The sequence below is a fragment of the Embleya australiensis genome (assembly GCF_051903075.1).
Classification (GTDB): Bacteria; Actinomycetota; Actinomycetes; order Streptomycetales; family Streptomycetaceae; genus Embleya.
In genome coordinates this window covers 2,669,258-2,693,695 of sequence record NZ_CP182422.1, presented here as the reverse complement: position 1 = coordinate 2,693,695, position 24,438 = coordinate 2,669,258, and the positions used below count along the sequence as shown (strand labels likewise).

Here is a 24,438-nt window from a genome sequence, read left to right as displayed (position 1 = left end):
GCGACGTGGACACGGACATCCTCGGGGTGCCGGAGCAGGTGTTCGACAGCGGGCTGCTGGTGGCCACCCGCCGGTTCGAGACCGCCTCGGCGGTGGCCCGCGAACTCGGCGCGCACACGATCGAGGTCGCCCACACGCTGATCGCCCTGGCCCGGATCGACGGCGGGCGCGCCTGCGGCCTGTTCGCCCGCCAGGGCATCCCGCCGGACGTGCTCGCGGCCGGCCTGCTCGGCGGCGGCGGACCGGCCGCCGGGGCGGGCGGCAACGGCCGGGGCGGCGCCGGCGCGCTCGGCGGCCTGCCGGTCACCGCCGACCTGCGGGCCGGCTTCGCCGCCGCGGCGGACACCGGCTACGTCGACGAACGCGCGCTGCTCGCGGAGTTGTTGCCCCGCCTGGAGCCGGGCGCGGTGGACCTGCTCGTCGGCTACGGCCGGGTGGACCTCGACGCCTGGCGGGCCGAGGTGGCCGCGGTGCGCCCGGCGGCGGAGGTGTGCCGGGCCGACGGGTCGATCGACGAGGCCGCGTTCGCTCCGGGCGCTCGGCGGGTGCTGGCGATGATGGTCGCCGAGGCGAGCGGACTCGGCCGGCGGCAGTGCGGCATCGCGATGCTGCTGCACGCGCTGGCCACCACCCCGGGCGGACTCCTGGAGCAGGCCTTCCTGTTCCTGCGCCGGGACGTACGGGCGCTGCGCGAACAGACCATCGCGCTGACCGGCGCCCGGGTCCGCGGCCCGGCGGGCACCGGCCCGATCACCCCCGACGAGCCGCTGCGGCAGACCCTGCGCCGCGCGGCGACGTTCGCCGCGAGCGCCCCCGACCCGGACCCGGACACCGGCGCCCGGATCACCGAACGCGACCTGCTCGCCGCGCTCCTGGACACCCCCAGCGGCCTGGCGGCCGGATTCTTCCGCGACATCGGCCTGGACCTGGACCGGCTGCGCCGCTTCGCCGACACCTACTACCGCGAGCCCGCCGAGCCCGAACCGGACCGGGCCGCCACCCCGATGTCCCCCGAGGACGCGGTACGCCGGCTGCGCGCGGGCCTGATCGGCCAGGAGAGCGTGGTCGAGCGGCTCGCCTTCCACGTCGAACTCATCAAACGTTCGCTCACCCGCGGCTTCCGCCCGGACGACCGGCCGCGCGCGGCACTGCTCCTGTGCGGCCCCAGCGGCTCCGGCAAGACGATGACCGCCCGGCTGCTCGCCGAGGTCGTCTACGGGTCCGAGGACGACGTCCTGGTCTTCGAGATGGGCCAGTTCAGCGCGCGCGAGTCGATCAACAACTTCATCGGTGCCCCGCCGGGCTACGTCGGCTTCGGCGAGGGCAAGCTCACCAACGGCCTGCGCGACAATCCGCGCCGGGTGTTCCTGTTCGACGAGGTGGAAAAGGCCGACGCGCGGGTGCTCGACGCGCTCCTTCGCCTGCTCGACGAGGGCCGGATCGGCGATCCGGCGGGCCCGGTGCGCGAGGCGCACGACGCGGTGGTGATCCTGACCACCAACCTCGGCGCGACCCACTCCGCGGCCGAGGCGGTCGAGGACGACGTGGACAGCGTGGACAACCTGATCGGCTCGATCCTGGCCGAGGGCCCCACCGGGCACACCGCCGCGAGCGCCCGGCTGCGCCGCACGATGGAGGGGTTCTTCCGGCCCGAATTCCTCAACCGGGTCGACGAGGTGATCCTCTACTCGCCGTTCGGCCCCACCGAACTGCGCGGGATCGCGGAGAACGGCCTGACCCGACTCGCCGCGCGGCTGCGCGACCAACTCGGCGTCGCGCTGACCTGGACCGACGAGGCCGCCGACCACATCGCCACCGTCGCCTGGCGCGGCCGGCCGGAGGAGGCGGCACGCGGCGTCAACCGCTGCGTGACCGCCGTGGTGCCGGGCGTGCTGCGCCTGCTCGACGAGGCCGACGCGGCCGGCCGGCCGATCGGCGCGGTCCGGGTGCGGGTGGTGGCCGGTGCGCTCGTGGTGGGGGGCGCCGATGACTGACCGCGCGGAACTGCGCGCGTTCGCCGCCCGGCTGCGCGAACACGGCGCCGGCGACGGGCCGTTGGACGGCGAGGCGTACGCGAGCTTGGGCACCGGCGCCGACGCGCAGCCGTGGAGCGCGCGGGCCGAGGAGTTGTGGACCACCGGCGGCGGGCCGTGGCGCACCCACCACCTCGCGGTCGCGCTGCACGCGCGCGCCTACGACCTGGAGCTGGCGGGCGAGAGTGAGGCGGCCCATCCGTACTGGAAACGGGCGTTGGCGCACTGGGCCGAGCTGTACCACGACAGCGCCTTCTGGGACCGGATGCACGAGCACTTGGAGGCGGTCGCCGGGAGTCCGGTGCCGGCGGCGACCGTCCAGGAGGTCCGTGAGCGGCTGCCGCGCGACCTGCTCGCCCCGCACCTGACCCTGGCCGCCGATCGGCGCCTGCGCGACCCGCTGTCCGCGCGCGAACACCTCGACCTGGTCCGCGAGTCCGGCTTCCCGCCGTCGGTGATCGCCAACGCCCGGGCCGACCTGGTCCGCGAGGCGCTGGCCCAGGCGTCGCGCGACGTCGAGGAGGGCCGCTACGACGACGTGGTCGAACTGCTCGCCTCCTGGCTCACGGTGGACCCCGGCAACTCGGAGGCGGCCCGGGCCCTGCTGTACGCGACCCGGCGCCACATCGAGATCGTGGTGGCCGCGCCCGGGTGGGCGCACAAGATCGAGCCGTTGGTCGAGCGGGTGGCCCGGCTCGTGCTGCCCGCCTGGGACGAAGTGGGCACACCCGAGGGCTCGTTCGCGGTCGAGTTGGCCCGGCACGAATACTGGCGCGGCATCGTGGTGCGCGAGTTGGAGTCCGGCCCGGCCACCGAACCCGCCGTACTGGAACAGGCCACGCTGCGCTCGGGCCGACACCTGCTGCGCGCCCTCGAACTCGACCGCGACCTGGCGCTCAAGAGCATGTACCGCGACGTCGAGCAACTGGCCGCCGAGGAATGGGCGTTGGCCGCCACCGCCCGACAACGCCAGGGGCTGCCCGACGGACACGTGCGGGACGCGCTGCGCCGGGCGCTGGCGATGTCCGCGCCCGGGCCGTGGGGGCGGTTGTTCATGGCCCGCGTACTGATCAACCTGCACGCGCCGCAGCCGGAGGACCTGGCCACCGCCCGCCGGCTCGCCGACGAGGTGGCCGCCGACCCGGACGCGGACAAACCCGAGATCGTCAACGCGCTGCGCGGCGTCGTGTTGTCCCTGGCCACGGGGCACGGCCCCGCATGGAGTTGAGTGCCGATGGAACCCACCGCGAGCGAGGGCGCCAGGGAGAACCCCTGGGCCTGGCAGGCCGGCCGCAATCCCTACCGGGGCACCGCCTTCCAGATCCTGGACCTGGATCCGGACCTGACCGGCCGGGCGGCGATCAAGGCACAGGTGCGCAAGCGCCGACAGCGGATCACCCGCAGCGCGGACCGGTTCCCGGTGCACGGGCGGGTGCTCGCCCCGGCCGAGGTGAACGCGGCCGAGGAGAGCCTGACCGACCCGGCCGGGCGGCTGGCGGCCGAACTGCTCACCCACCGACCCGAGCGGCCCGGCCCCGATCCGGCCGAGCTGGCCGAGGAGTTCGCCGAGACCGAACCCCCGGAGTCGGCCGGGCCGCCGAGGATCGGGATCGACCGACGTGTGCTCGCGGGCCTGGTGCCGCCGCCCGCGCCACGCGAGTTCGTACCGTTGTGGACGGAAGAAGGGGCGCACTGATGGCAGCGACACCCGAGCGGGGCCCCCTCGGGGCGGACCCACCGGCGGATGCGACGGGTTCGCCCGATCGGGGCGGCTCGCACGCGCCGAAGGCGTCGACCACATCGACCGGTCCCGTCGATCCGGCCGAGTCGGCCGCTTCCGCCGTGGACCAGGCCGACCCGATGGCGATCACCGAGAGCGAGCGCGCGGTGCCGGAGCACGCGCTCGACCCGCCGTTCGCGCTCGTCTACGACGTGGTGCGGCGAACCGCGCGCGAACGCGAGGCCGGGCGCGAGGAGATGCGCAAACGCCTGGAGTCCACCCACGAGCGGTACACCGGTCTGGCCGCCGACGCCGCGGTCGCGCTGCACGAGTTGCGCGGCTGCCTGGACGGCGAGCCCGCGCCGGCCGTACTGGCCTCGATCGCCCGGCGGTTCGCCACGGCGCTCGACCGCGCGGGCGTACGCTTCGACGATCCCGTGGGCGAGGCGTACGCCGCGGTCGGCCGCCGGGTGGACGTCGCGCACGCCCCCGACAGCGGTGACGAGGCGGCGATGATCGTGGCCAGGACGCTGCGGCCCGGCGTACTCCTCGACGACGGCGAGGTGATCCGCCGCGCACAGGTCGTGCTCGGCTTCGTACCCACCCCGGCCGAACGCGAGGCCGCGCCCGGGCGGACCGACGGCCGGGAAACCCCCGCGGCATCACGCCCCGAACCCTCGAACGAGCCGAACTCCGAAGGCGGTAGCACCAGATGAGCATCGTGGTCGGTATCGACCTCGGCACGACCAACTCGTGCATCGCGATCCCCGCCGACGCCGAGGTGCCCGACAAGGAGGCGCTGATCGCCGCCCGTCGGCTGCGCCCGGTCGGCGACTCGCTGATCGTGGCCAACCCCGACCGCTCGCCGACCACCCCGTCGGCGGTGTGGATCGATCCGATCGGCACCCCGATCGTCGGACAACTGGCCAAGAACAAGGCCCGGCTGCCCGGCGCGCCGCCCGCGATGTTCTTCAAGCGCAACATGGGCACCGACCAGCTGGTCACCGCCGGACACGCGCGGCTGACCCCGCTGGAGGCGTCCACGCACATCCTGCGCCACCTCAAGCAGGTGGCCGAGGAGGTGCTGGGCGTGCCGGTGGAGCGGGCCGTGGTGACCGTCCCGGCGTTCTTCGAGACCCGGGCCAAGAACGAGACCACGCGCGCGGGCCAGGCGGCCGGCCTGGAGGTGGTCGAGACGCTGATCGAGCCGGTGGCCGCGGCGCTGGCGTACACGCACGAGCGGGCGCGCGAGCTGACCGAGCCGCAGACGTTCCTGGTCTACGACCTCGGCGGCGGCACCTTCGACACCTCCGTGGTCACCTGGGACCCCGAAGTCGGCTTCGAGAACCGCTCGTTCAGCGGCGACCGCTACCTGGGCGGATTCGACTTCGACCGGCGGATCGTGTCCTGGATCGCGGCCCAACTGCCCGAGTACGACCTGGCGATCGACTCGGAGAACCCCGCCGACGGCAAGGTGGAGGCGCAGTTGCTCTCGGTCGCCGAGGGCGCCAAGCACGACCTGTCGCGCTATCCCGAGACCGAGATCGTCAGCCAGTACTGCGAGGACCGGCGCGGCACCCCGATGAACATCGGACTGCCCATGCGCCGCGACGAGTTCGAGGAGATGATCGCGGATCGTATCCGCGGCACCCTGGACGACTGCGACCGCGCGCTGGCCCGCGCCGGGATGACCGCCGCCGACTTGGACGAGATCGTCATGGTCGGCGGCTCGTCCCGGATCCCGCTGGTGGCCTCCATGCTCACCGAACACTTCGGGCGCGGCCCCCGGCTGCTCAACCCGGACCTGTGCGTCGCGCTGGGCGCCGCGCTCAAGGCGGCGAACGTGCCCAGTCGCAGCGGTCATCTGGAACTGGACCGCCCCGAGGCGCTGCCGCCGGAGACGGACATCGGCGGCCGGGTCCTGGCCGGCCCCGACCTCGGCTCGCCGGCCGCCGCGCAGTTGGTGCTGACCTCGGACGACGGCCTGGTGTACCTGACCGAGACGGCCGACGGGGAGGGCCGCTTCCTGTTCGCCGACGTGCCGTTGCGCGAGGGCGAGAACGGCTTCACCGTGCAGGTGTCGGTGCACGGCCGGGAGATCGAGAGCCGGCGTCTGGAGGTGACCACCGACGACAAGCCGCGCTCGGACGCGACCGGCGACGTGCTCGCGCACGACTTCTCGGTCGAGTTGGTGGACGGCCTGCACGCGGTGGTGCGGGCCGGGACGATGGTGCCGTACCGCACCGATTTCCGCCTGGAGACCGCGTCCCACGGGTCCAGCCTGCGGGTCGGCCTGGTCGAGGGCCTGGTGCCGATCGGCGAGGTCTCGATCCGGGACCTGCCGACCGATGTGCCGGTGGGCTCGACCGTCGAGGTGACACTGGAGTTCGAGACCGGCTGGACGATCCGGGCCGAGGCGCGGCTGCCGCAGGTGGGCGCGGAGGGCAGCGCGGTGATCGACATCCCGCAGAGGACCGTGCCGGGGTGGCCGGAGCTGACCGAGCGGCACCGGCAGGTGGTGACCGGATGGGCGGAGAAGCGCGACGCGATCCCGCCCGCCGACGCCATCCGGGTCGGCCCGGCGCTGGATCGCCTCCTCGCCGAACTCGCTGAGCTGGTCCGGGAGCGGATCGACCCGAGCAAGACCCACCACAAGCTCCTGGAGGCGGAGACGCTGGTCCAGGGTCTGCGGGTGGCCACCACCGCGGGCAGCGCGCTGAACCCGGTGATCGGCGAGTTCGAGGACAACCTGGCCTTCCTGGCCCGGCTCGCCGACCGGCTGGTGGACCACGACGCGGTCGAGGCGGAGCGCTTCCGAAGCGCGATCCCCGGTCTGCGCGCCACCGGCCGGGCGGCCTACGCGGCGGGCAACAAGATGGACTGGCACCTGGCCAACGAGGCGGTAAGGGACCGGATCAACGCGGCCGAGCGCATGCTGCACGGCGGACGCGCCCCGCAGCAGTTCACCGCCGCCGAGTTCCAGGTCGCGGTGCTCCAGGAGGTGGAGTACCTGCGCCGCTCGATCCAGGAGATGGACCAGGCGTCCGGCGGCCTGCACCGGCTCGACGCGGACGCGTTCCTGCGCGAATTGGACACGATCGCCGAGGACGCGGCGGAGGTGGACGTCCGGGACGAGGCGGCGGGCAACCGGCGGCTCGTGGAGATCTATCGGGGTCGGATCATGCCGCTGCGGGCCCGGGCGGACCGCTGGATGGAACAGATCCGGGAGGGCTCCCCGCACATCGGGTTGCGGCTCCCGAAGAACTCCCTGGAGAAGTGACATGGCGTTCGCGATCACCTGCCCCCTGTGCCGGCGCCGGATCGCCGACCTGACCGGCCGCTGCCCGGCCTGCGGCGGCGACCTCGGCGCGCTCGCCGGCCTCGTCGAACTGGCCGACCGCCACTTCAACGACGCGGTACGGGCGGCCCGACGTGCCCGCTGGAACACCGCCGCCGAACACCTGGCGGTGACCCTCGCCCTCAACCCGGCCGACGCGGAGGCCCGCCAACTCCTCACCAAGGTCCGCTACCACCAGGACCCCAAAACCCTCCCCGACCGCCTGTGGCGCAAGGCCCGAACCCACCTCCCCTACGGCGACCGCCTCCCACGAACCCTCCCGAACCAAGCCACGGTTCACCACCTCCTGGAGCAAGTCACCCGCCGCTGGTCGACAGCCCGCAAGTCACCCTGACCACCAAGACCCACGGAGCGAGCGGGTCCAATCCCCAACACAGGAGCCCGAACCCACCTCCGCAACGTCGGACGAAACACCTGCGGCCCAAATCCACCCCGCCGGCGTCCGAACCCATCTCCGCAACGTGGGACGAAACGCGGGCGGCCCAAATCCACCCCGCCGGCGTCCGAGCCCATCTCCGTAACGTGGGACGAAACGCCGGCGGCCCAAACCACCCGGCCGGCCCGAAACCACCTCCGTAACGTCGGACGAAACGCCGGCCGGGCAAAACTCCAGCCCGGCCGGCGTTTGAGGCCACCTCGGCCGAAGGCCGGGCCATCAAGCCCGTCCGGCGTTTGAGGACGGCAAGCCGACCCGGGCCGACCCATGCCGACCGGGTCCCGCCGACCTCTCAGCCCGTCCGGCGTTTGAGGACGGCAAGCCGACCGGGGCCAACCGTCGACCACCGACCACCGATCAAGCCACCGATTCGCCGACAGGCCGGCTGCGCCGACCGTCCACCCCCACCGGAACGTCCCCGTCGATCGTCACCCGGTGCAACAACCGCCGCGCCCCGTCGAAGTCGGTGATCACCCGATGCTGGGTCGCCCGGTTGTCCCAGATCGCCACGTCACCCGCCCGCCACCGCCACCGCACGGTGTTCTCGGGCCGAGTGACGTGCTTCCCGAACAGCGCGAGCAACGCCGCCGAGTCCTCGGCGTCCAAGCCCACCAGCCGCTGCGCGAACGCCCCCAGAACCAGCGTGCGTTCGCCCGAGACCGGGTGTATCCGCACAACCGGATGCTCCGTCTCGTACACGGTCGACTCGAACAACTCCCGATAGTCCTTCCGCGCCTGGCTGAGCCCAGCCGTGTCCGAAGCCACGTAGTCGTACCGGTTGCTGTGCACCGCCCGCAGCGAATCGGCCAACGCCGCGAGCGGCGCCGGCAGTTCCGCATAGGCGCTCGCGGTATCGGCCCACAACGTGTCCCCGCCCACGTCCGGCAGCCGTACCGCGCGCAGGATGGAGGCGAGCGGATAGGCGGGAACGAACGTGACATCGGTGTGCCAACGGTCGGCGACCACCCCGTGATCGTTGTCGATCGGCACGATCAACTCGCCCTCGGCGGACGCGGTCGGGTGCCCGATCGGATCGCCGAGCAGCCGGGCGAAGGCGAGTTGGCCCGCGTCGTCCAGGTGGTGCTGGTCGCGGAAGAAGATCACCCTGTGCCGATGCAGTGCGTCCCGGACGGTGTCCACCGTGATCGAGTCCAGTTCGCCGCCCAGGCGAACTCCCTCGACCACGGCCCCGATTCGGGCGGCGACGGGTGATACGGAAACGGTGACAGCGGTCATGAGCGTGGTGTCCCTTTCGGCCTTCGCATGGAGAAAAAACGTCATCCGAAGCGGGCGCACGCGGGCGCGGGACGCCGAATCCCGCGCATCCACGAGACAGACATGACGACCCATCAACAAACCGAAGCCGGCGCACGCCCTACCGACAGCGCATACCGGGCGGAACAGGAAGATGCGCGATCCGATGCCGCCGCATCACAGACGCGACAACACGCCCGCCGATACCGGCGGCCCGCGCAGTCCCCATGGTCCCCACTCCGGGATTCTCGCCGTGCCCCTCACGAGAGGTCAACCACATACGGTCATCCGGTCCAGCCGAGGTGAACAGACCCGATCCCACCCATTCGAGTGACACAGGGTCGTCAGCGATCGCATTCTGTCCTAAACTATGTACATGAGCATGCCCATAATTCTGCCTATCGCAGAAGTTCGCAGTCGTTTCTCCGAACTGGTCTCGCTGGTCGAAAGCAGTGGTCGACGTGTGGCCGTGACCCGCAATGGCAGGGGTGCCGTTGCATTGGTGTCGCTCGGCGAACTGGAGGCATTGGAGGATCGCATCGAGTCGCTCGAAGAGACCCTCGCCGTGTTGCGTGAGCCGGGCATCCTGGCGGAGTTGGCCGAGGAGGAAGCCGAGTTCGAGGCGGGCGGAGGCGTCACGGGCGAGGAACTGGACGCCATGTTGGCCGAACGCGCGCGTCGCGAACAGCTGGGTTCACAGGATGTGGCGTGACCTCGACGCCCACCCCTGAGCCCTACCGTCTCAAAGTAAGCCCGGGAGCCGCCCGAGCCCTGGCCGAGAGGATTCCCATGGCCGAGAGCTTGGCGATTCGTGGCATGTTGCACGGGGATCTGCTTCTGCACCCATTTCGGGTGGGCAAGCCTTTGGAGGAGCCGCTACGGGGCTACTACTCGGCGCGTGTTCACCCGTACCGCATCCTCTATCGCGTCGATCGTGAGCGACGAGTGGTGCACGTCCATCGCATCGTTCATCGCTCGGACGCGTATCGCACGCACTGACGCCGCAACATGTGGTCGGCAGCAGTGGCCGTCGGTGGACCAGCGGGCCGGGCGTGACTAGGAGCCGCCCTCCTCCAGCAGTCGGCGCAGCAGTGCCTCGTCGTCGGTCGACAGGTCGGAGACGAATCGGGCGAGCACCGCCTGCCGGTCGCCCTCCTTGTCCAGCACCTGGCGCATCCGCCGCGCGGCGAGCCCGGCCTCGTCGTACACCGGCGCGTACACGTAGGACCGGCCCGACCTGGTGCGCTGGAGCACACCCTTGTCGTGCAGGCGGGACAGGATCGTCACCACCGTCGTGTACGCCAGCTCGCCGGAGACCCGGGCCTGCACCGCGGCCGCGCCCATCGCCGTGGGCGACGTCCACAGCAGGGACAGGATCTCGGACTCCAACTCGCCGGGGCCACGTCGCGCGGGCGCTCCGCCTGCTCTGCTCTCGGTCACTTCGGCCTCCGGTCAATGGGCACAACGCCCCGGAAGCCTAGTCGCGCGCCGAATACGGTCAACAGGGTCGCCGATTTCGGCCAGACCCGCCGTCAGGCGGCGGTGACCAGCGGGTCGCGCACCGGCAGGGGAGGCGCGGGGGCCTCGGCCCGGGCCACGAGCACGGCGCAACCCTCCGCGCGCAGCGCCTCGACCAAGGTGTCGTGTCGCCGGCCGCGCACCCGGGCCGGATCGGCGGCGGCCGGCACCAGCACGGCCACCCGGCGCTCCGGCAGACCCCGGACGAACGTCGCCAGCACCTCGACGAGCCGGTCCCGCTCGTCGAAGACCACGCTCAGCGGCGCGTCCACCCCGGCCGCGTCCCACGCGTCCACCAGCGCGTCGCGAACGGCCCGTTCGCCGGGGCGCGTCACATGCACCGCGATCGCCCGTCCACCCAGGTCCCGCGCGGCGCCGAGCGCGGCGAGCGCGGCGGCGTCGACGCGTACGATCGGCACCACCACGGCCCGCGGAGCGCCCGCGGCGCCCCGGCCACCGGTCCGGCGGAGCGCGACGGTACGACGAATCCCGGTGACCCGACGCAGCACGGTGAACATGACGGCCTCCTCTCGACCGCCTTCAGCCTCACCCCGAATCGGCCCGCAGGCGCCCGCGTTGACGCGCTCTTGGCGTTGCCCATGCCGATCCGAGCGCGTTCCTTACCCTCGGCGTCACCGGTCCGGGTGCGGACCTCACCCCAGGGGCAGGAGGTTGGCGCGGACGAAGCCGGCCAGCCGGGACTGGTCCAGACCGCCCTTGTCGGCGCGCACGACGAGGGTCGGGTGATTGCGCGAACGCGGGTTGCCCAGGGTCACGATCGCGACCGGCTCACGCCAGCGCCGCACCGAGTTGGTCGCCTCGTAGTACTCCTGCGTGAACAGCACCGCCTCGCCCAGCGGAGTCTGCACCGTCTGGGTCACCGCGCCGGGCGGGACGTCGGCCGCCGTGCGGTACAGGCCGTGCCACCCGTTGCCGGGCGCGCCGCCCGGTGCCTTGCAGGTCACCTCGTTGGACTCGATCGTGACGTCGTCGAGCGCGAGCAGGACCCGATCGCACGGGGTGGTCACGGTCCGCGCGCCCGCATCGGTACCCCCGGCGGCGCGGACCTCGAAGGCGACCGTGCCGGTGTCCACCCTGGTCGCGTGCACCCGCACCGGCGGCGCCGTCGACGAGGGCGCCGACACCACGAACGGATCGTCCCCGGATCCACCACACCCCGACACCCCGAGCATCACCCCGGCCGCGACCACCGCCCCCACACTCCACCGCCGCACCGCCATCGCCCTGCCCCCTCGTCGTCGGTCGCACGCACCCGCGCAGTCGTACGCACCCGCAGAGTGGACGCGACAGCCCACCGAGGGGTTCCACCCACGAAGCCGGCGGTACGTTCTCGGGATGAGCACTTCTTCCGCGATCGCATCGGCCGAGGAGTGGCCTCGGACCGCCGCCGAGGCGCTGGCCGTGCAGGATCGGCTGCGGCCGACGGTGGATACGGTCGGGCCCGGGCCGCAGCCGGGAGAGGCGCGGCGGGTGGCCGGCCTCGACGTGGCCTACGCCGAGGACTCGGACGAACTGGCCGCCGCCGTCGTGGTGTTGGACCCGCACACGCACGCGGTCCTGGAGCACTCCGTGGTGCACGGCGTGGCGACCTTCCCGTACGTCCCGGGCCTGTTCGCCTTCCGGGAGATCCCGGCGCTGCTGGCCGCGCTCGAACGCCTCGACGCCGCACCGGACCTGCTGCTCTGCGACGGCCAGGGGCTTGCCCATCCGCGCCGCTTCGGCCTGGCCTGCCACCTCGGCGTGCTCACCGGCATCCCGGCCATCGGGGTCGGCAAGACGCAGTTCGTCGGGACGTACGAGCCGCTCGGGCAGGCCCGTGGTGAGGCCGCCGACCTGGTGGACGAGGGCGATGTGGTCGGGCGCGCGCTGCGCACCCGCGACGCGGTCAAGCCGGTCTTCGTGTCGATCGGCCACGGCGTCGACCTGGACACGGCCTGCGCGCACGTCCTGGCCCTGACCCCGCGCTACCGCCTCCCGGAGACCACCCGCCAGGCCGACCGACTCTGCCGCCGGGCACTGAAGTCCCACCCCGACGCCCGCTCCTGACCCCCCCACCGCCGACGCGAAAGAGCCCCCCGCACCGCCTGCGCAAGGCGGTGCGGGGGGCTCTTCGGTCACCGGCTCCCCAAGGGGGGAGGATGGGGAGCCGGCTGCCTGTCGGGAGGGTCGCCCCTCCGGGTCAGTCCGTCGCGATGGCGCGCAGGACGTTCATCCGCGCCGCCCGGAAGGCCGGCATCACCGCGGCCAGCAGGCCGACGATCGCCGCGGCGACCACGATGCCGACGACCGTGCCCCACGGGATCTTGAGCACGTCCAGGCCCTGGTTGGCCAGCAGGCGCTGGGCGCCGATGCCCCACGCCATGCCGAGCGCGAGCCCGACCAGGGCGCCGAACACCGCGATCACCATGGACTCCAGCCGGATCATCCGGCGGATCTGCCGACGCGAGGCGCCGATCGCCCGCATCAGACCGATCTCCCTGGTGCGCTCGACCACCGACAGCGCCAGCGTGTTGATCACACCCAGGATCGAGATGATGATCGCCAGGCCGAGCAGACCGTAGATCAGGTACAGGAACGTGTCGATCTGCTTGCCGATCAGTTCCTTGTAGTCGCTCTGGTCTCGCGCCTTGACCTGCGGGAAGGGTTCGAGCGCCGTCTTGAGCGCGGCGCCGACCTTCGTCGCGTCCTGACCACCGGCCGCGTTGATGCTGACGCTCTGGTACTGCACGTCCGGGACGAACTTCTTCATGATCGCGTTCGGGATCACGATCGTCTCGCCCAGGCCGATGACGTCGTCGGACTTCTTGCGGATCGCGCCGACCTCGACGGTGGTCTTCTGCCCGTTCGCGAAGGCGAGTTCGATCTTGCCGCCCAGGCCCAGGTGGTGGTCCTTGGCGAAGTCCTCGCCGATCGCCGCCTTGCCCGCCGACATGGCCGCGTCGCCGGTGCCCTGGAGATAGGTGGTCTTGACCGTGCCGTCGATGCCCGGGTCCGAGCCGAGGACGAAGTCCTTCTTGGACTTGCCGTCCGCGGTGATGGTTGCGTTGGCCAGGGACGAGGCGACCACGTCGCCGACGCCGGGGGTCTTGCGGGCCGCGTCGACGATGGTCTCGGGGAACGTCCCGGTCAGCGACTGGATGGTGTAGTCGGAGCCCAGCGACTTGTCGATCTGCTTGTCGAAGGAGGCCGACATCGACGAGGCCGCGACCGCCATGCCGCTGACGAGGGCGACACCGATCATGATCGCCGACGCGGTGGCGCCGGTACGCCGCGGGTTGCGCAGCGCGTTCTCCCGGCTGAGCCGGCCCATCGAGCCGAACAGCTTCGGGTACCAGGCGGCCAGCGCCGGGACCACGGTGCGGGCCAGGAACGGCGCCAGCACGATGAAGCCGAGCAGCGTGAACAGCACGCCCAGGCCCACGAATCCGCCACCCTGGCCACCGCTGGACGAGGTGGCTCCGGCGACCAGCGCGAGTGCGCCCAGGCCGAACAGGACCGCGCCGATCACCGAGCGGGTCTTGATCGACTTCTGCGGCGGCGCGCCGGCCTCGCGCAGGGCGGCCATCGGGGCGACCTTGCCCGCACGGCGGGCCGGGACGTACGCGGCGATCACGGTGACGATCACGCCGACCAGGTAGGCCACGATCGGGGTGGCGGTCTTGATCACCAGGGACGTGCCCTTGAGGTTGATCCCGACCGCGCTGATCAGCGCCTTGAGGCCGACGGCCAGACCGAGGCCCGCCGCCAGACCGAGCGTCGAGCCGACCACGCCCAGCAGGACCGCCTCCAGGAGCACCGAGCGGTTCACGTCCGCCCGACTGGCCCCGATCGCCCGCATCAGACCCAGCTCACGGGTGCGCTGGGCGACCAGCATGGAGAAGGTGTTGAAGATCAGGAAGATGCCGACGAGGACGGCGACACCGGCGAAGCCGAGCATCGCGTACTTCATCACGTTCAGGAAGCCGCCGAGCTGGTCGTTGGATTCCTTGGCCGTCTCCGCGGCCGTCTTGACCTCGAAGTTCTTCGGGTCGTTGAGCAGTTGCTCGACCCGCTGCTTGAGGACCTTGTCGTCGACCCCGTTGGCGGCGGACACCGACACCGAGGTGACGAGGTTCGGGTCGCGGAGCAGTCGCTCCGACGCGGTCGCGTCGTCGAAGGAGAGCAGCGCGGCACCGGGGTTGGTGGCGGTGAAGGTCAAGATGCCGCTGATCTTGAACGCGAAATCGCCGTTCTTCCCGCTCGCGTGCAGCTCGTCACCGATCTTGACGTGCTTCTTCTTCGCGGTGTCGGCGTCGATGACGGCCTCGGCCGGGCCCTTGGGCAGCGCGCCGCTGGTGAGCTTGACCGACATGTGATCGGTCTCGAACCAGTTCGTGACGATCGTCGGCGCACCGGAGGACGGTCCCACCGACTTGTTGTGCTTGTCGACGATCGTGAACGACTCGACGTGGATGCTGCCGTGTGCCTCCTTGACGCCCTCGACCTTCTTGACCTTGTCGATCAGCGACCGCGAGAGGGTGGGCGTCTCACCGGTGAGCGCGAGGTCGTCCTCGCTGAACTCGGACTTGGGCTTGACCGAGACGTCCGCCGCGGTGGACTTGAACAGCTCGTCGAAGGTCTTGGTGATCGTGTCGGTGAAGACCAGGGTGCCGGAGACGAACGCGACCGACAGCAGCACTGCCAGGGCGGACAGCACCATTCGGCCCTTGTGGGCCAGGAAGCTGCGGAACGTGGCTTTCAACATGGTGGGGGACTCTCCGCCTGTTTCAGCTGGTCCGGGCACCGTCGAAGCGCTTCATGCGCTCCAACACGGCGTCGGACGTGGGACGCAGCATCTCGTCGACGATTCGACCGTCTGCCAGGAACAGGACCCGGTCCGCGTAGGACGCCGCGTTGGGGTCGTGGGTGACCATCACGATGGTCTGACCGAGTTCGTTGACGCTGCGCCGCAGGAAGGCCAGCACCTCGGCGCCGGAGCGCGAGTCCAGGTTGCCGGTCGGCTCGTCACCGAAGATGATCTCGGGCCGGCTGGCCAGCGCCCGGGCGCAGGCGACACGCTGCTGCTGACCGCCGGAGAGCTCGGTCGGCCGGTGCTTGAGCCGGTCGCGCAGGCCGACGGTCTCGATCACGTTGTCCAGCCAGGCCCGGTCGGGCTTGCGGCCGGCGATGTCCATCGGCAGCGTGATGTTCTCCAGCGCGGTCAGCGTCGGAAGCAGGTTGAACGCCTGGAAGATGAAGCCGATGTTGTCGCGGCGGAGCTTGGTGAGCGCCTTGTCCTTCAGGCTCGTGATCTCCGTGTCGCCGATCCAGCTCTTGCCGCTGGTCGCGGTGTCGAGGCCGGCGAGGCAGTGCATCAGGGTCGACTTGCCGGAGCCCGAGGGGCCCATGATCGCGGTGAACTGGCCGCGACCGATCTGGACGTCCACGCTGTCGAGAGCGACGACTCGGGTCTCGCCTTCGCCGTACGCCTTGGTGAGCTGCTGCGCGCGGGCGGCGATGGTGCCCCTGGAGTCCGCGTCGGTCATGGCAGCCGTGGCCGTGGTCACGAGTCTGTCCCCCATGTTGAGGTGAAGGGTGGCGCGCTCCGCTCTTGCAGTGCACTCGATCACCGTAGGGGGGAGGGCGGCGCGGCGAATCCTCTCCAAGGACAGACCTGCCGGTCCTACGCAGGGAGGACCCGGGGTCCGCCAAGCGACCCTTGCCCCTAGGGGAGCCCCGTACCGGTGGGGTAGTCACCGTACGTGTGTACGCGCGTGATCACGTTGCGTTGATTCTCGCAGTGTCGGCGATTCGCTTACGGTATGGAGTTCCCCAAATGTCCCATTCGTCGCAACGCGCGCCCGCAGACGGGGCGCGTCAACCTTTCGGGGGACCCGTGGGCAGGCCGTGTCGTGTGGCGATGCTCGCGCCCACGGCGGCCACCGCGCGGCGCAGACTCGGCGGCGACACCGCCTCCATCTCGGCTCCCAGCATGATCAGTTGACCGGTCGCGACCTCCTCGGACTCGGCCCACAGGCGCAGCTCGCGCCACCCTTGCGGGTCGGGCGGCCCGGCCGTGGCGAACGCGTCCTCGGCGACGGCCGGGCCGAACACCCGGGGCAGCTGCGCGGAGCCGAACGGCGACACCCGGATCACGCAGGCGAACCGCATCAGCGAGCGGGCGAAGTCGTCGTTGTGGTGCGTCCACCACGTGTTCAGATCGAAGTCGTCGGGCCGCTCGAAGCGTTCCGGCCGGGTGCTCGCGGCCACCACGCGCGAGACCCGATAGCTGCGGATGTCGACGCGATGCCGGGCGACCAGATACCAGACGCCGGCCTTGAGCACGAGGCCGAGCGGGTCGAGCCGGCGGGCCACCGAGCGGTCGCGGCGGGCGTAGCGCAGGTCGATTCGTCGGCCGGTCCACACCGCGCCCGCGATCTCGGTCAGGTGCGGGACGTCCTCGTCCCGGGCGAACCACCCCGGCGCGTCCAGGTGGAACCGCTGCCGCACCCGGCCCGCCCGGGTGCGCAGGTCGGCGGGCAGGGTGGCCATCACCTTGGTCTGGGCCGCCACCAGGACCGTGTCCAGGCCCAGCGCGTCGGCGGCGTGCGGCGCGCCGGACAGGAACAGCGCGGCGGCCTCGTCGCCGGTGAGCCCGTCCAGCCGGGTCCGCCAGCCCTCGACCAGCCGGATCCCGCCGTGCGGACCGGTCTCGGTCCACAGCGGCACGCCGGACGACTGCAGCGCGGCGACGTCGCGGTAGACGGTGCGTACCGACACCTCCAGCTCGGCCGCCAGCTCGGCGGCGGTCGCCCCGCCGGGTCGGTTCTGCAGGTGCAGCAGCAGCGCCACCAGTCGACCGGATCGCATGACCCGAAACTACCCCGGAATCCCTGCCAACGGTTGTCAGGGATGGGGCGGCACGATGGGTGTCATGACGAGTTGGGCGGAGTTCGAGAAGGCCGAACCGGAGTTCGCGGCGACGGTGCGCGAGCGGTTCGGGATGTACAAACACCACGTGCTGGGCACGCTGCGTCGGGACGGCTCGCCGCGGCTGACCGGTCTGGAGGCCGACTTCCGGTTCGAGCAGATGTGGCTCGGCATGATGCCCGGCTCGCTCAAGGCGCGCGACCTGCTGCGCGACCCGAGGTTCGCGCTGTTCGCCAACCCGGGGGAGGGGGCCGAGATGACGCACGGCGACGTCCGGGTGAGCGGGCGCGCGATCGAGGAGACCGATGACGAGTTGAAGGGGCGATACGTCGGGGAGACCAACGCGCCCACCCCGTTCCACCTGTTCCGGGTCGAACTCGACGAGGTGAGCGCGGTCGGGCTCGACGGGCAGGAGATCGTGGTCCGGACCTGGCGGCCGGGCGCGCCGGTGCGCGTGCTCCGGCGGGGCAACGACGAGGACTCGGCGCGCGCGGAGGGGTGAGCGGTGGGCCCCGGCCGCGCGCGCCGGCCGGGGCTACTCCACCGGCTCGACCTCCGGAGCCTCGGCGTCGGCCTCCGGGGCGGGGACGGCGAAGCCCTCGCCTCGGCGCAGGGTCAGCTCCCGGGTGATCCCGATCCCGTCCAGGAACGGGCGGTCGTGGCTGACCACGACCAGTGCGCCGCGATAGGCGCCCAGGGCCTGTTCGAGTTGGCGCACCGACGCCAGGTCCAGGTTGTTCGTCGGCTCGTCGAGGATCAGCAGGTGCGGCGGCGGGTCGGCGGACAGCAGGGCGGCCAGGACGGCGCGGAACCGTTCGCCGCCGGACAGCGTGCCCACCCGCTGCTCGGGGCGGTTGCCCCGGAAGAGGAAGCGGGCCAGCCGGCCGCGCAGTTCCGCGTCGGTCGCCTCGGGCGCGAAGCGGCGCACGTTGGCCAGGACGGTGGCGTCGTCGTCGAGGATGTCCAGCCGCTGGGGCAGGTGGCGCACCCCCTCGACGTTGATCCGGACCGTGCCCTGGGCCGGTTGCTCCGCGCCGGTGAGCAGGCGGAGCAGGGTGGTCTTGCCCGAACCGTTGTCGCCGACCAGGGCGATGCGTTCCGGGCCGCGCACGATCAGGTCCACGCCGTGCGGGCCGTAGAGCGCGTCAGTGGTGTTCAGGCCCTCGGCGGTGAGCACCGTGCGGCCGGCCGGGACCTCGGTCTCGGGCAGTTCGATCCGGATCTCCTTGTCCTCGCGGACCGCGTCCCTGGCCTCGGACAACCGGCTCCTGGCGTCGTCGAGGCGGCCCTCGTGGGTGCCCCTGAGCTTGCCGGCGGAGACCTCCGCGCCGCGTTTGAGGTTGCCGGCCACGATCTTGGGGATGCCGCCCTCCAGTTGGGCCTTGCGGCCGGTGCGCTGGCGGCGGGCCAGTCGGATCTGGGCCTCGGCCAACTCGCGCTTTTGCTTGCGCACGTCGGTCTGGGCGACCCGGACCAGCCGCTCGGCGGTCTCCCGCTCCTGCTCCAGGATGTCGAGGTAGGAGCTGAGGTTGCCGCTGTGGGTACGGGCCCGGTCCGGCAACACCTCGACGATCCGGTCGACCAGATCGAGCAGCACCCGGTCGTGGCTGACCACGACGAGCACCCCCGGGTACCGGCTCACCGCGTCGTACAGCCGCTCGCGCGCGGACGCGTCGAGGTTGTTGGTGGGCTCGTCCAGGAGCAGGATCTCCGGTCGGCGCAGCAGCAGCGCGGCCAGCCCGAGCAGCACCGACTCGCCGCCGGACAGGGTGCCGACGGTGCGGTCGAGGTCGACGTGCGGCAGGCCGAGCCGGTCGAGTTGGGCCCGTGCGCGTTCCTCGACGTCCCAGTCGTCGCCGATGGTGTCGAAGTGCCGGACGTCGGCGTCGCCGGCCTCGATCGCGTGCAGCGCGGCCCGCGTGTCGGCGATGCCGAGCACGTCGTCGACGCGCCGGTCGGCGTCCAGCGGGAGGTGTTGCGGCAGGTAGCCGAGGTCGCCGGCGAGGGCGATCGATCCGGCGGTGGGGCGCAGTTCGCCCGCGATCAGCTTGAGCAGGGTGGACTTGCCCGCGCCGTTGACGCCGACCAGGCCGGTGCGCCCGCCGCCGATGGACAGATCCAGGTCGGTGCAGACGGGGGTACCGTCGGGCCAGGCGAAGGACAGGGCGGAGCAGACGATCGCGGGTGCGGTCGGAATGGACATGCGGATTCTCCCGGGACGCGGTGATGTACGGATCGCGTGGGACACCGCGCGGCGGGATCGGGAAGCACCGGGAACGAGACGGTCGACAACGAGAGAGTCGACGAAGAAGTCGTCCGGGACGGCCACACCGAGGTCGAGAACGCGACCGCGAGCACGACGGGCTCGAGCGGCGCGATGTCCTGACCTCAGATGCGCAACGGACCATCCAGACGGACGACAATGTGACCCGGCAAGGCTACCTCGGGCACGTCGCGGACCTCAAACGATTTCGTCGGCTTTTCGGTCGCGCCGCAGGTCGAACCGGTAGGCGACGGCGGCGGTGCCGATCAGCAGGGCGAGCGGCGCGGCGAACGCGATCAGTACGTGCACGCGCAGGACGAGTATCGCGCCGGTGAACGCGCCCAGTGCCATCGCGATCGCGGAGAGCAGCCGGCGACCGGCCCGGGATCCGGTGCCGCCGAGCCGGCGGATGTCGGCGGCCAGGCCGGTCAGCGTCTGGGACAACACGGTGGTGGTCAGATCCGGGACGGCCAACCGGCGGGCCACCGCGTTTTGCAGGCCCATGGCCAGGCCGAGCAGCAGGATCAGGGTGTAGCGCTCGCCGGTGCCCAGGCCGTGCACCGCGGCGGCGACGATCAGGGCCGCGGCGAGCAGGGCGGCCTGTACCGAGGCGCCCACCCACAGCAGGCGCACGCGGCGCGCGCCGAAGACCACGCCGAGTCGGCCGCCGCCGGCCGCGCCGACCAGGAACGCGCCGAGCGCGGCGAGCGAGGCGGCCACCGACAGGCCGGGGGCGCCGGCCAGGGCGAAGCCGGTGAAGACCACATTGCCGGTCATGTTCGCGACGAACACCCGGCCCAGTTCGAGATAGCTGAGCGCGTCCACCAGGCCGGTGACCACGGTGAGCACGATCAGCAGCGGCGGCAGCGGGGCGTGCGGGTCGTCGTGCGGCGGCAGCAGTGTGTGTTTGGCGTCCCGAAGCGTCTCGCGCATCGATGTCCCCTCCGGGATGGGCCGGTTCTCGGTTCGGGCCCGGCGACCGGACCCCGGGCGGCCCCGCGGGCGCGCCCCGTGCCGAGGCGAACCACCGGCTCGGGGCTATCCATTGCCACTCCGGGACCCGTGACACCTTCGGCGGCCGTGCGGCCGCTCACACTGCGGCCGAGTGGCGGTACCCGTTCATCCCATGTGGTGGTGCCGGCCGGCCGCCCGGCGGGGCGGGTCGACGCACCGGTCGGCGGCCGATCTAGCCTGCTGTCGATTTCCCTATATTTCCAATCATTTGGGGCATTCGTGCGATCATCCCGCAACATGGCCGTCCTCGTCCTGGTCGTCGCGGTGGTCGCCGCCATCGGCTTCGTCGTCTTCGCCCGCGACCACGGGAACGATCCCGAACAGAAGGCCGCCGCACCCGCGAGACCTCCCCAGGGGTCGGCCGCCCAGGCTCCGGCGACCCTGATCGGCGACGGCTCGACCTCGAACACCGGCGAGCAGCCCCATCGGCCCAGGCCGGAGAAGCTGGCCCCCGGCGCGACCCCGCCGCAGTTCGTGGTCTTCTCCTGGGACGGCGCCGGCGAGGACGACAAGAAGTTGTTCTCCCGTTTCCGCCAGGTGGCCAAGGAGAGCAACGCCAGGATGACGCTGTTCCTGTCCGGGGTGTACGTGCTGCCCGAGGCCAGGAAGGCCAGGTATCAACCGCCGCACAAGCCGATCGGCGCCTCCGACATCGGCTACCTCGACGACGCCCACCTGCGGATGACGCTGGAGCAACTCGGCGCCGCGTGGCAGGAGGGCCACGAGATCGGCACCCACTTCAACGGACACTTCTGCGGTCCCACCGGCGGCGGTTCGTGGTCGGCCGAGGACTGGCGCGCCGAGACGGAGCAGTCGCGCGCGTTCGTGAAGAACTGGAAGACCAACACCGGCTGGACCGACCTGCCGGCGCTGCCGTTCGACTACGACAAGGAACTCATCGGCGGCCGGGCGCCGTGCCTGGAGGGACAGAAGGCGTTGCTCGCGGCGGCGCCCTCGCTCGGCTTCCGCTACGACGCCAGTTCGCCCGGCGGGCGGCAGGTGTGGCCCGCCAAGGTGAACGGGGTGTGGGACCTGCCGCTCCAGCAGATCCCGCTGCCGGGGCGCAAGTTCGAGGTCCTGTCGATGGACTACAACGTGATGTTCAACCAGTCGCGCACGGTCAAGGGCGACCCGGCGAAGTTCGGCGAGTGGGAGGACCAGGCGTACGCGAGCTACATGGCGGGCTTCGACCGCGCGTACACCGGCAACCGGGCGCCGCTGCTGATCGGCAACCACTTCGAGGGGTGGAACGGCGGCATCTACATGAAGGCCGTCGAACGCGCGATGCGCACGGCGTGTACCCGCCCCGAGACCAGGTGTGTGAGCTTCCACGACCTGGTGGACTGGCTCGACGCGCAGGATCCGGCGGTGCTGGCGAAGTTGCGCACCTTCGACGTCGGCGCCAAGCCGGACTGGGCGGCGCTCGGGGCGCCCTCGGTGCCCGCGGCCCCTGCGGCGCCGGGTGCGCCCGGCGCGCGACAGGCCGCGGTGGTGCGCGACCGCTACTGACGACCGACCGCCGGCCGGGCCTGGGCGCCGTCCCGCCCGGTCGGCGTCAGCCGTGGGGGTGGCGCCGGTCCTCGCGCAGCAGCTCCGGCAGCGTCACCGCGCCGGAGCCGTAGCGGGCGGCCTGGTCGTCGGGGTTGGAGATCCGGCAGCGCTTCATCGACAGGCACCCGCAGCCGATGCACTGCTCCAGGCCGTCGCGCAGCCGTACCAGGGCCTCGATCTCCTCCTCCAGACGACCGCGCCAGGCCCGGCTGATCTTGGCCCAGTCGGCGGGGGTGGGGGTGCGGCCCTCCGGGAGGTTGCTCAGCGCCGACCGGATCTCCTCCAGCGACAGGCCGATGTTCTGCGCCGCCCGAATGAACGCCAGCCGGCGCAGGATGTGCCGCTCGTACCGGCGTTGCCCGCCCGTCGTGCGGCTCGCGGTGATCAGGCCCTCGGCCTCGTAGTAGCGCAGCGCGGATGCCGCGAAGCCGCTGCGCGCGGTCATCTGCCCGACCGTCAACAGGTCCGTTCCGGTGAGCACACCGTCTCCCAGGTCTCGTCCGAAGTTTCCGTGCGATGCGCCTCCCGGTCGCTTGACCTGAAGTGCACTTGAACTTGCAGTGTAGAGGGGCAACCCATCACCGGGTGGGGTGTGGAATTCCCCTGGAGAACACCATGCCTGTCGCACTCGTCACCGGCGCTTCGCGCGGCCTCGGCCTGGCCCTGGCCCGCGCGCTCGCCATCCGCTCCTGGACGCTGATCCTGGACGCCCGCGGGCCCGCCGACCTGGACCGGGCCGCCCGCGAACTGCGCGCCCTGGGCGACGCCGACGTGATCGCCGTCGCCGGCGACGTGACCGATCCCGCGCACCGTCGCGAACTGCGCGACCTGGTCCGCGAGTCCGGTCGACTCGACCTGCTCGTCAACAACGCGAGCGCGCTCGGGCCCAGCCCGCTGCCGCCGCTCGCCGCCCACCCCCCGGCCGACCTGGTCCGGGTGTACGAGGTGAACGTGTTCGCGCCGCTGGCGCTGACCCGGCTCGCCCTGCCCTTCCTGCTCGACGGCGACCGCGGCGCGGTGGTGAACATCAGCTCGGACGCCGCCGTCAACGCCTACCCCGGCTGGGGCGGCTACGGCTCGGCCAAGGCGGCGCTCGACCATGTCGGCGCGACGCTGGCCGCCGAGAACCCGGACCTGGACGTGTACGCGTTCGACCCCGGGGACATGAACACCGACCTGCATCAGCAGGCGTTCCCCGGCGAGGACGTCTCGGATCGCCCGAACCCCCAGACCGTGGTGCCGGCCCTGCTGCGCTTGTTCGACGAGCGTCCCGCGAGCGGGCGGTACACGGTCGCCGAGTTCGCCCCGGCGGTGACCTCGTGACCACCGCGACGATGCATGAGGCCACCGAACCCGCCGAGGCGCGGGGGCTCGCGCGGGACGGGGTCCGGCTGCTCGTGCACACGGGGGAGCACGTCGAGCACACCGTCTTCCGCGACCTCGGACGGCACCTGGGACCCGGCGACCTGCTCGTGGTGAACACCTCCGCGACGCTGCCCGCCGCGGTGGACGGTTACCGCGCCGACGGCTCGCCGGTCACCGTGCACTTCGCCACCCGGCTCGACGAGGAGACCTGGATCGTCGAACTGCGGCACACCGACGGCACGCCCGGGCCGGTGGCGGGGGTGCGCCGCTTCGAGGCGGTGCGCTTCCCCGGCACCCGGTGCGGCATGGCGCTGCTCCTGGACCCGTATCCGCACGAGCACACCCCCCAGCGGTTGTGGAAGGCCCGGATCTCCGTGCCGCACGCCCGGGTGGAGACCTTCCTGGCCGACCGCGGCCGGCCGATCAGCTACGCCCACGTGCGTGAGCGCTGGCCGCTGACGGCGTATCAGACGATCTTCGCCCGGGACGAGGGCAGCGCCGAGATGCCCAGCGCCGGGCGGCCGTTCACCCACGAGCTGGTGGTCGACCTGATCACCCGCGGGGTCACCGTCGCGCCGATCGTGCTGCACACCGGGGTGTCCTCCCAGGAGGTCGGCGAGCCGCCGCTGCGCGAGTGGTTCGCCGTGCCGGAGAGCACCGCGAACCTGGTACGTCGGGCCCGCCGGGTGATCGCGGTGGGCACCACGGTGACCCGGGCCCTGGAGTCGGCGGTGGGCCCCGACGGCGAGATCGCCGCCGCGAGCGGCTGGACCGACCTGATGCTCGGCCCGGACCGGCCGGCCCGGGTGGTCGACGGCGTGATCAGCGGCCTGCACGCGCCCGAGGCCACCCACCTGCTGCTCCTGGAGGCGGTGGTGGGCCGGGCGGTGGTGCGCAGGGCCTACGACGCGGCGATGGCCGAGGACTACCTGTGGCACGAGTTCGGGGACAGCTCGCTGCTGCTGCCCTGAGCCGCGGCGGCCCGGAGTCGCCTCC

General features: G+C 72.0%; 23 protein-coding genes. 13 read left to right on the top strand and 10 right to left on the bottom strand.

The window, feature by feature from the left end; translation table 11 throughout:
• The first annotated feature begins 5 nt into the window (after positions 1–5).
• From ACMXN5_RS11325 to ACMXN5_RS11300, 6 genes are read left to right on the top strand one after another with little or no spacing between them, the layout of a single operon-like run.
• A complete protein-coding gene (locus ACMXN5_RS11325; RefSeq protein WP_439675155.1) occupies positions 6–1,994 on the top strand; it encodes an AAA family ATPase in 1,989 nt (662 codons plus the stop codon).
• The gene (locus tag ACMXN5_RS11320) at positions 1,987–3,261 is read left to right on the top strand and encodes a hypothetical protein (protein ID WP_439675154.1); all 1,275 of its coding nucleotides are present in this window, start codon (positions 1,987–1,989) and stop codon (positions 3,259–3,261) included. Before ACMXN5_RS11325 ends, ACMXN5_RS11320 begins: the two co-directional genes overlap by 8 nt.
• 6 nt (positions 3,262–3,267) lie before the next feature.
• Entirely contained in the window at positions 3,268–3,729 is a 462-nt protein-coding gene (locus ACMXN5_RS11315; protein WP_439675153.1) for a hypothetical protein, read from the top strand.
• Positions 3,729–4,469 carry a hypothetical protein gene (locus tag ACMXN5_RS11310; RefSeq protein WP_439675152.1) on the top strand — a complete coding sequence of 247 codons (741 nt, stop codon included), beginning with the start codon at positions 3,729–3,731 and terminating at the stop codon, positions 4,467–4,469. The genes ACMXN5_RS11315 and ACMXN5_RS11310 overlap by 1 nt, the downstream gene beginning before the upstream one ends.
• Positions 4,466–7,033: an Hsp70 family protein gene (locus ACMXN5_RS11305; RefSeq protein ID WP_395789743.1), complete on the top strand. Its 2,568-nt coding sequence runs from the start codon at positions 4,466–4,468 to the stop codon at positions 7,031–7,033. Before ACMXN5_RS11310 ends, ACMXN5_RS11305 begins: the two co-directional genes overlap by 4 nt.
• Position 7,034: 1 nt before the next feature.
• On the top strand, positions 7,035–7,445 hold the full coding sequence (locus tag ACMXN5_RS11300) for a hypothetical protein (protein WP_439675151.1): 411 nt from the start codon (positions 7,035–7,037) through the stop codon (positions 7,443–7,445).
• 459 nt (positions 7,446–7,904) lie between these two features.
• Here the strand turns inward: ACMXN5_RS11300 and ACMXN5_RS11295 are convergent, their stop codons facing one another.
• Complete coding sequence (locus tag ACMXN5_RS11295) at positions 7,905–8,783, bottom strand: TauD/TfdA dioxygenase family protein (RefSeq protein WP_439675150.1); 879 nt, start codon at positions 8,781–8,783, stop codon at positions 7,905–7,907.
• A gap of 394 nt (positions 8,784–9,177) precedes the next feature.
• Here ACMXN5_RS11295 and ACMXN5_RS11290 point away from each other — a divergent pair, with 394 nt between their 5' ends.
• Positions 9,178–9,513, top strand: coding sequence for a type II toxin-antitoxin system Phd/YefM family antitoxin (locus ACMXN5_RS11290; RefSeq protein WP_439675149.1), 336 nt, complete (start codon positions 9,178–9,180; stop codon positions 9,511–9,513).
• Positions 9,514–9,590: 77 nt separating this feature from the next.
• Complete coding sequence (locus ACMXN5_RS11285; RefSeq protein ID WP_380002783.1) at positions 9,591–9,800, top strand: type II toxin-antitoxin system RelE family toxin; 210 nt, start codon at positions 9,591–9,593, stop codon at positions 9,798–9,800.
• Positions 9,801–9,857: 57 nt separating this feature from the next.
• Here ACMXN5_RS11285 and ACMXN5_RS11280 read toward each other — a convergent pair whose 3' ends face one another.
• From ACMXN5_RS11280 to ACMXN5_RS11270, 3 genes are all read right to left on the bottom strand, one after another.
• Positions 9,858–10,241 carry a BlaI/MecI/CopY family transcriptional regulator gene (locus ACMXN5_RS11280; RefSeq protein WP_201260864.1) on the bottom strand — a complete coding sequence of 128 codons (384 nt, stop codon included), beginning with the start codon at positions 10,239–10,241 and terminating at the stop codon, positions 9,858–9,860.
• Between the two features lie 92 nt (positions 10,242–10,333).
• Positions 10,334–10,837, bottom strand: coding sequence for a hypothetical protein (locus tag ACMXN5_RS11275; protein WP_439675148.1), 504 nt, complete (start codon positions 10,835–10,837; stop codon positions 10,334–10,336).
• 135 nt (positions 10,838–10,972) lie between these two features.
• Positions 10,973–11,560, bottom strand: coding sequence for a hypothetical protein (locus ACMXN5_RS11270; RefSeq protein ID WP_439675147.1), 588 nt, complete (start codon positions 11,558–11,560; stop codon positions 10,973–10,975).
• A 115-nt stretch (positions 11,561–11,675) separates the two neighbouring features.
• Between ACMXN5_RS11270 and nfi the strand changes: the two genes are divergently transcribed.
• Complete coding sequence (nfi, locus tag ACMXN5_RS11265) at positions 11,676–12,386, top strand: deoxyribonuclease V (RefSeq protein WP_439675146.1); 711 nt, start codon at positions 11,676–11,678, stop codon at positions 12,384–12,386.
• A gap of 133 nt (positions 12,387–12,519) precedes the next feature.
• On the opposite strand, the gene ACMXN5_RS11260 is transcribed toward nfi, so the two are convergent.
• The 3 genes from ACMXN5_RS11260 to ACMXN5_RS11250 all read right to left on the bottom strand — a co-directional run bounded on the left by ACMXN5_RS11260 (position 12,520) and on the right by ACMXN5_RS11250 (position 17,189).
• Positions 12,520–15,084, bottom strand: coding sequence for an ABC transporter permease (locus tag ACMXN5_RS11260; protein WP_439675145.1), 2,565 nt, complete (start codon positions 15,082–15,084; stop codon positions 12,520–12,522).
• Between the two features lie 22 nt (positions 15,085–15,106).
• Positions 15,107–15,865 (bottom strand): ABC transporter ATP-binding protein, encoded by a 759-nt coding sequence (locus ACMXN5_RS11255; protein WP_395790004.1) that lies wholly within the window; start codon positions 15,863–15,865, stop codon positions 15,107–15,109.
• A gap of 331 nt (positions 15,866–16,196) precedes the next feature.
• Positions 16,197–17,189, bottom strand: coding sequence for a helix-turn-helix transcriptional regulator (locus ACMXN5_RS11250; protein WP_439675144.1), 993 nt, complete (start codon positions 17,187–17,189; stop codon positions 16,197–16,199).
• Positions 17,190–17,253: 64 nt separating this feature from the next.
• Between ACMXN5_RS11250 and ACMXN5_RS11245 the strand changes: the two genes are divergently transcribed.
• Positions 17,254–17,751 carry a pyridoxamine 5'-phosphate oxidase family protein gene (locus tag ACMXN5_RS11245; protein WP_439675143.1) on the top strand — a complete coding sequence of 166 codons (498 nt, stop codon included), beginning with the start codon at positions 17,254–17,256 and terminating at the stop codon, positions 17,749–17,751.
• A gap of 33 nt (positions 17,752–17,784) precedes the next feature.
• Here ACMXN5_RS11245 and ACMXN5_RS11240 read toward each other — a convergent pair whose 3' ends face one another.
• Entirely contained in the window at positions 17,785–19,452 is a 1,668-nt protein-coding gene (locus ACMXN5_RS11240) for an ABC-F family ATP-binding cassette domain-containing protein (RefSeq protein ID WP_439675142.1), read from the bottom strand.
• Between the two features lie 258 nt (positions 19,453–19,710).
• Positions 19,711–20,445, bottom strand: a complete 735-nt coding sequence (locus tag ACMXN5_RS11235; protein WP_439675141.1) for a YoaK family protein — start codon at positions 20,443–20,445, stop codon at positions 19,711–19,713.
• 318 nt (positions 20,446–20,763) lie between these two features.
• Between ACMXN5_RS11235 and ACMXN5_RS11230 the strand changes: the two genes are divergently transcribed.
• Entirely contained in the window at positions 20,764–22,035 is a 1,272-nt protein-coding gene (locus ACMXN5_RS11230; protein ID WP_439675140.1) for a hypothetical protein, read from the top strand.
• A gap of 46 nt (positions 22,036–22,081) precedes the next feature.
• Here the strand turns inward: ACMXN5_RS11230 and soxR are convergent, their stop codons facing one another.
• Positions 22,082–22,558, bottom strand: a complete 477-nt coding sequence (gene soxR, locus ACMXN5_RS11225) for a redox-sensitive transcriptional activator SoxR (RefSeq protein ID WP_201260865.1) — start codon at positions 22,556–22,558, stop codon at positions 22,082–22,084.
• A gap of 134 nt (positions 22,559–22,692) precedes the next feature.
• Between soxR and ACMXN5_RS11220 the strand changes: the two genes are divergently transcribed.
• Both ACMXN5_RS11220 and ACMXN5_RS11215 read left to right on the top strand, forming a co-directional pair.
• Entirely contained in the window at positions 22,693–23,400 is a 708-nt protein-coding gene (locus ACMXN5_RS11220) for an SDR family NAD(P)-dependent oxidoreductase (protein ID WP_439675139.1), read from the top strand.
• Positions 23,397–24,413, top strand: a complete 1,017-nt coding sequence (locus ACMXN5_RS11215; protein WP_439675138.1) for an S-adenosylmethionine:tRNA ribosyltransferase-isomerase — start codon at positions 23,397–23,399, stop codon at positions 24,411–24,413. The genes ACMXN5_RS11220 and ACMXN5_RS11215 overlap by 4 nt, the downstream gene beginning before the upstream one ends.
• Positions 24,414–24,438 lie beyond the last annotated feature (25 nt).

Excerpts from the sequence above, each read along its gene's own strand:
- ACMXN5_RS11290 (WP_439675149.1), top strand. The coding sequence starts at position 9,178 with ATGAGCATGCCCATAATTCTGCCTATCGCAGAAGTTCGCAGTCGTTTC.
- ACMXN5_RS11260 (WP_439675145.1), bottom strand. The coding sequence starts at position 15,084 with ATGTTGAAAGCCACGTTCCGCAGCTTCCTGGCCCACAAGGGCCGAATG.
- ACMXN5_RS11270 (WP_439675147.1), bottom strand. The coding sequence starts at position 11,560 with ATGGCGGTGCGGCGGTGGAGTGTGGGGGCGGTGGTCGCGGCCGGGGTG.
- ACMXN5_RS11315 (WP_439675153.1), top strand. The coding sequence starts at position 3,268 with ATGGAACCCACCGCGAGCGAGGGCGCCAGGGAGAACCCCTGGGCCTGG.
- ACMXN5_RS11230 (WP_439675140.1), top strand. The coding sequence starts at position 20,764 with ATGGCCGTCCTCGTCCTGGTCGTCGCGGTGGTCGCCGCCATCGGCTTC.
- ACMXN5_RS11310 (WP_439675152.1), top strand. The coding sequence starts at position 3,729 with ATGGCAGCGACACCCGAGCGGGGCCCCCTCGGGGCGGACCCACCGGCG.
- ACMXN5_RS11300 (WP_439675151.1), top strand. The coding sequence starts at position 7,035 with ATGGCGTTCGCGATCACCTGCCCCCTGTGCCGGCGCCGGATCGCCGAC.
- ACMXN5_RS11305 (WP_395789743.1), top strand. The coding sequence starts at position 4,466 with ATGAGCATCGTGGTCGGTATCGACCTCGGCACGACCAACTCGTGCATC.
- ACMXN5_RS11220 (WP_439675139.1), top strand. The coding sequence starts at position 22,693 with ATGCCTGTCGCACTCGTCACCGGCGCTTCGCGCGGCCTCGGCCTGGCC.
- ACMXN5_RS11295 (WP_439675150.1), bottom strand. The coding sequence starts at position 8,783 with ATGACCGCTGTCACCGTTTCCGTATCACCCGTCGCCGCCCGAATCGGG.
- ACMXN5_RS11235 (WP_439675141.1), bottom strand. The coding sequence starts at position 20,445 with ATGCGCGAGACGCTTCGGGACGCCAAACACACACTGCTGCCGCCGCAC.
- nfi (WP_439675146.1), top strand. The coding sequence starts at position 11,676 with ATGAGCACTTCTTCCGCGATCGCATCGGCCGAGGAGTGGCCTCGGACC.
- ACMXN5_RS11240 (WP_439675142.1), bottom strand. The coding sequence starts at position 19,452 with ATGTCCATTCCGACCGCACCCGCGATCGTCTGCTCCGCCCTGTCCTTC.
- ACMXN5_RS11320 (WP_439675154.1), top strand. The coding sequence starts at position 1,987 with ATGACTGACCGCGCGGAACTGCGCGCGTTCGCCGCCCGGCTGCGCGAA.
- ACMXN5_RS11255 (WP_395790004.1), bottom strand. The coding sequence starts at position 15,865 with ATGACCGACGCGGACTCCAGGGGCACCATCGCCGCCCGCGCGCAGCAG.
- ACMXN5_RS11250 (WP_439675144.1), bottom strand. The coding sequence starts at position 17,189 with ATGCGATCCGGTCGACTGGTGGCGCTGCTGCTGCACCTGCAGAACCGA.
- ACMXN5_RS11285 (WP_380002783.1), top strand. The coding sequence starts at position 9,591 with ATGGCCGAGAGCTTGGCGATTCGTGGCATGTTGCACGGGGATCTGCTT.
- ACMXN5_RS11245 (WP_439675143.1), top strand. The coding sequence starts at position 17,254 with ATGACGAGTTGGGCGGAGTTCGAGAAGGCCGAACCGGAGTTCGCGGCG.
- ACMXN5_RS11275 (WP_439675148.1), bottom strand. The coding sequence starts at position 10,837 with ATGTTCACCGTGCTGCGTCGGGTCACCGGGATTCGTCGTACCGTCGCG.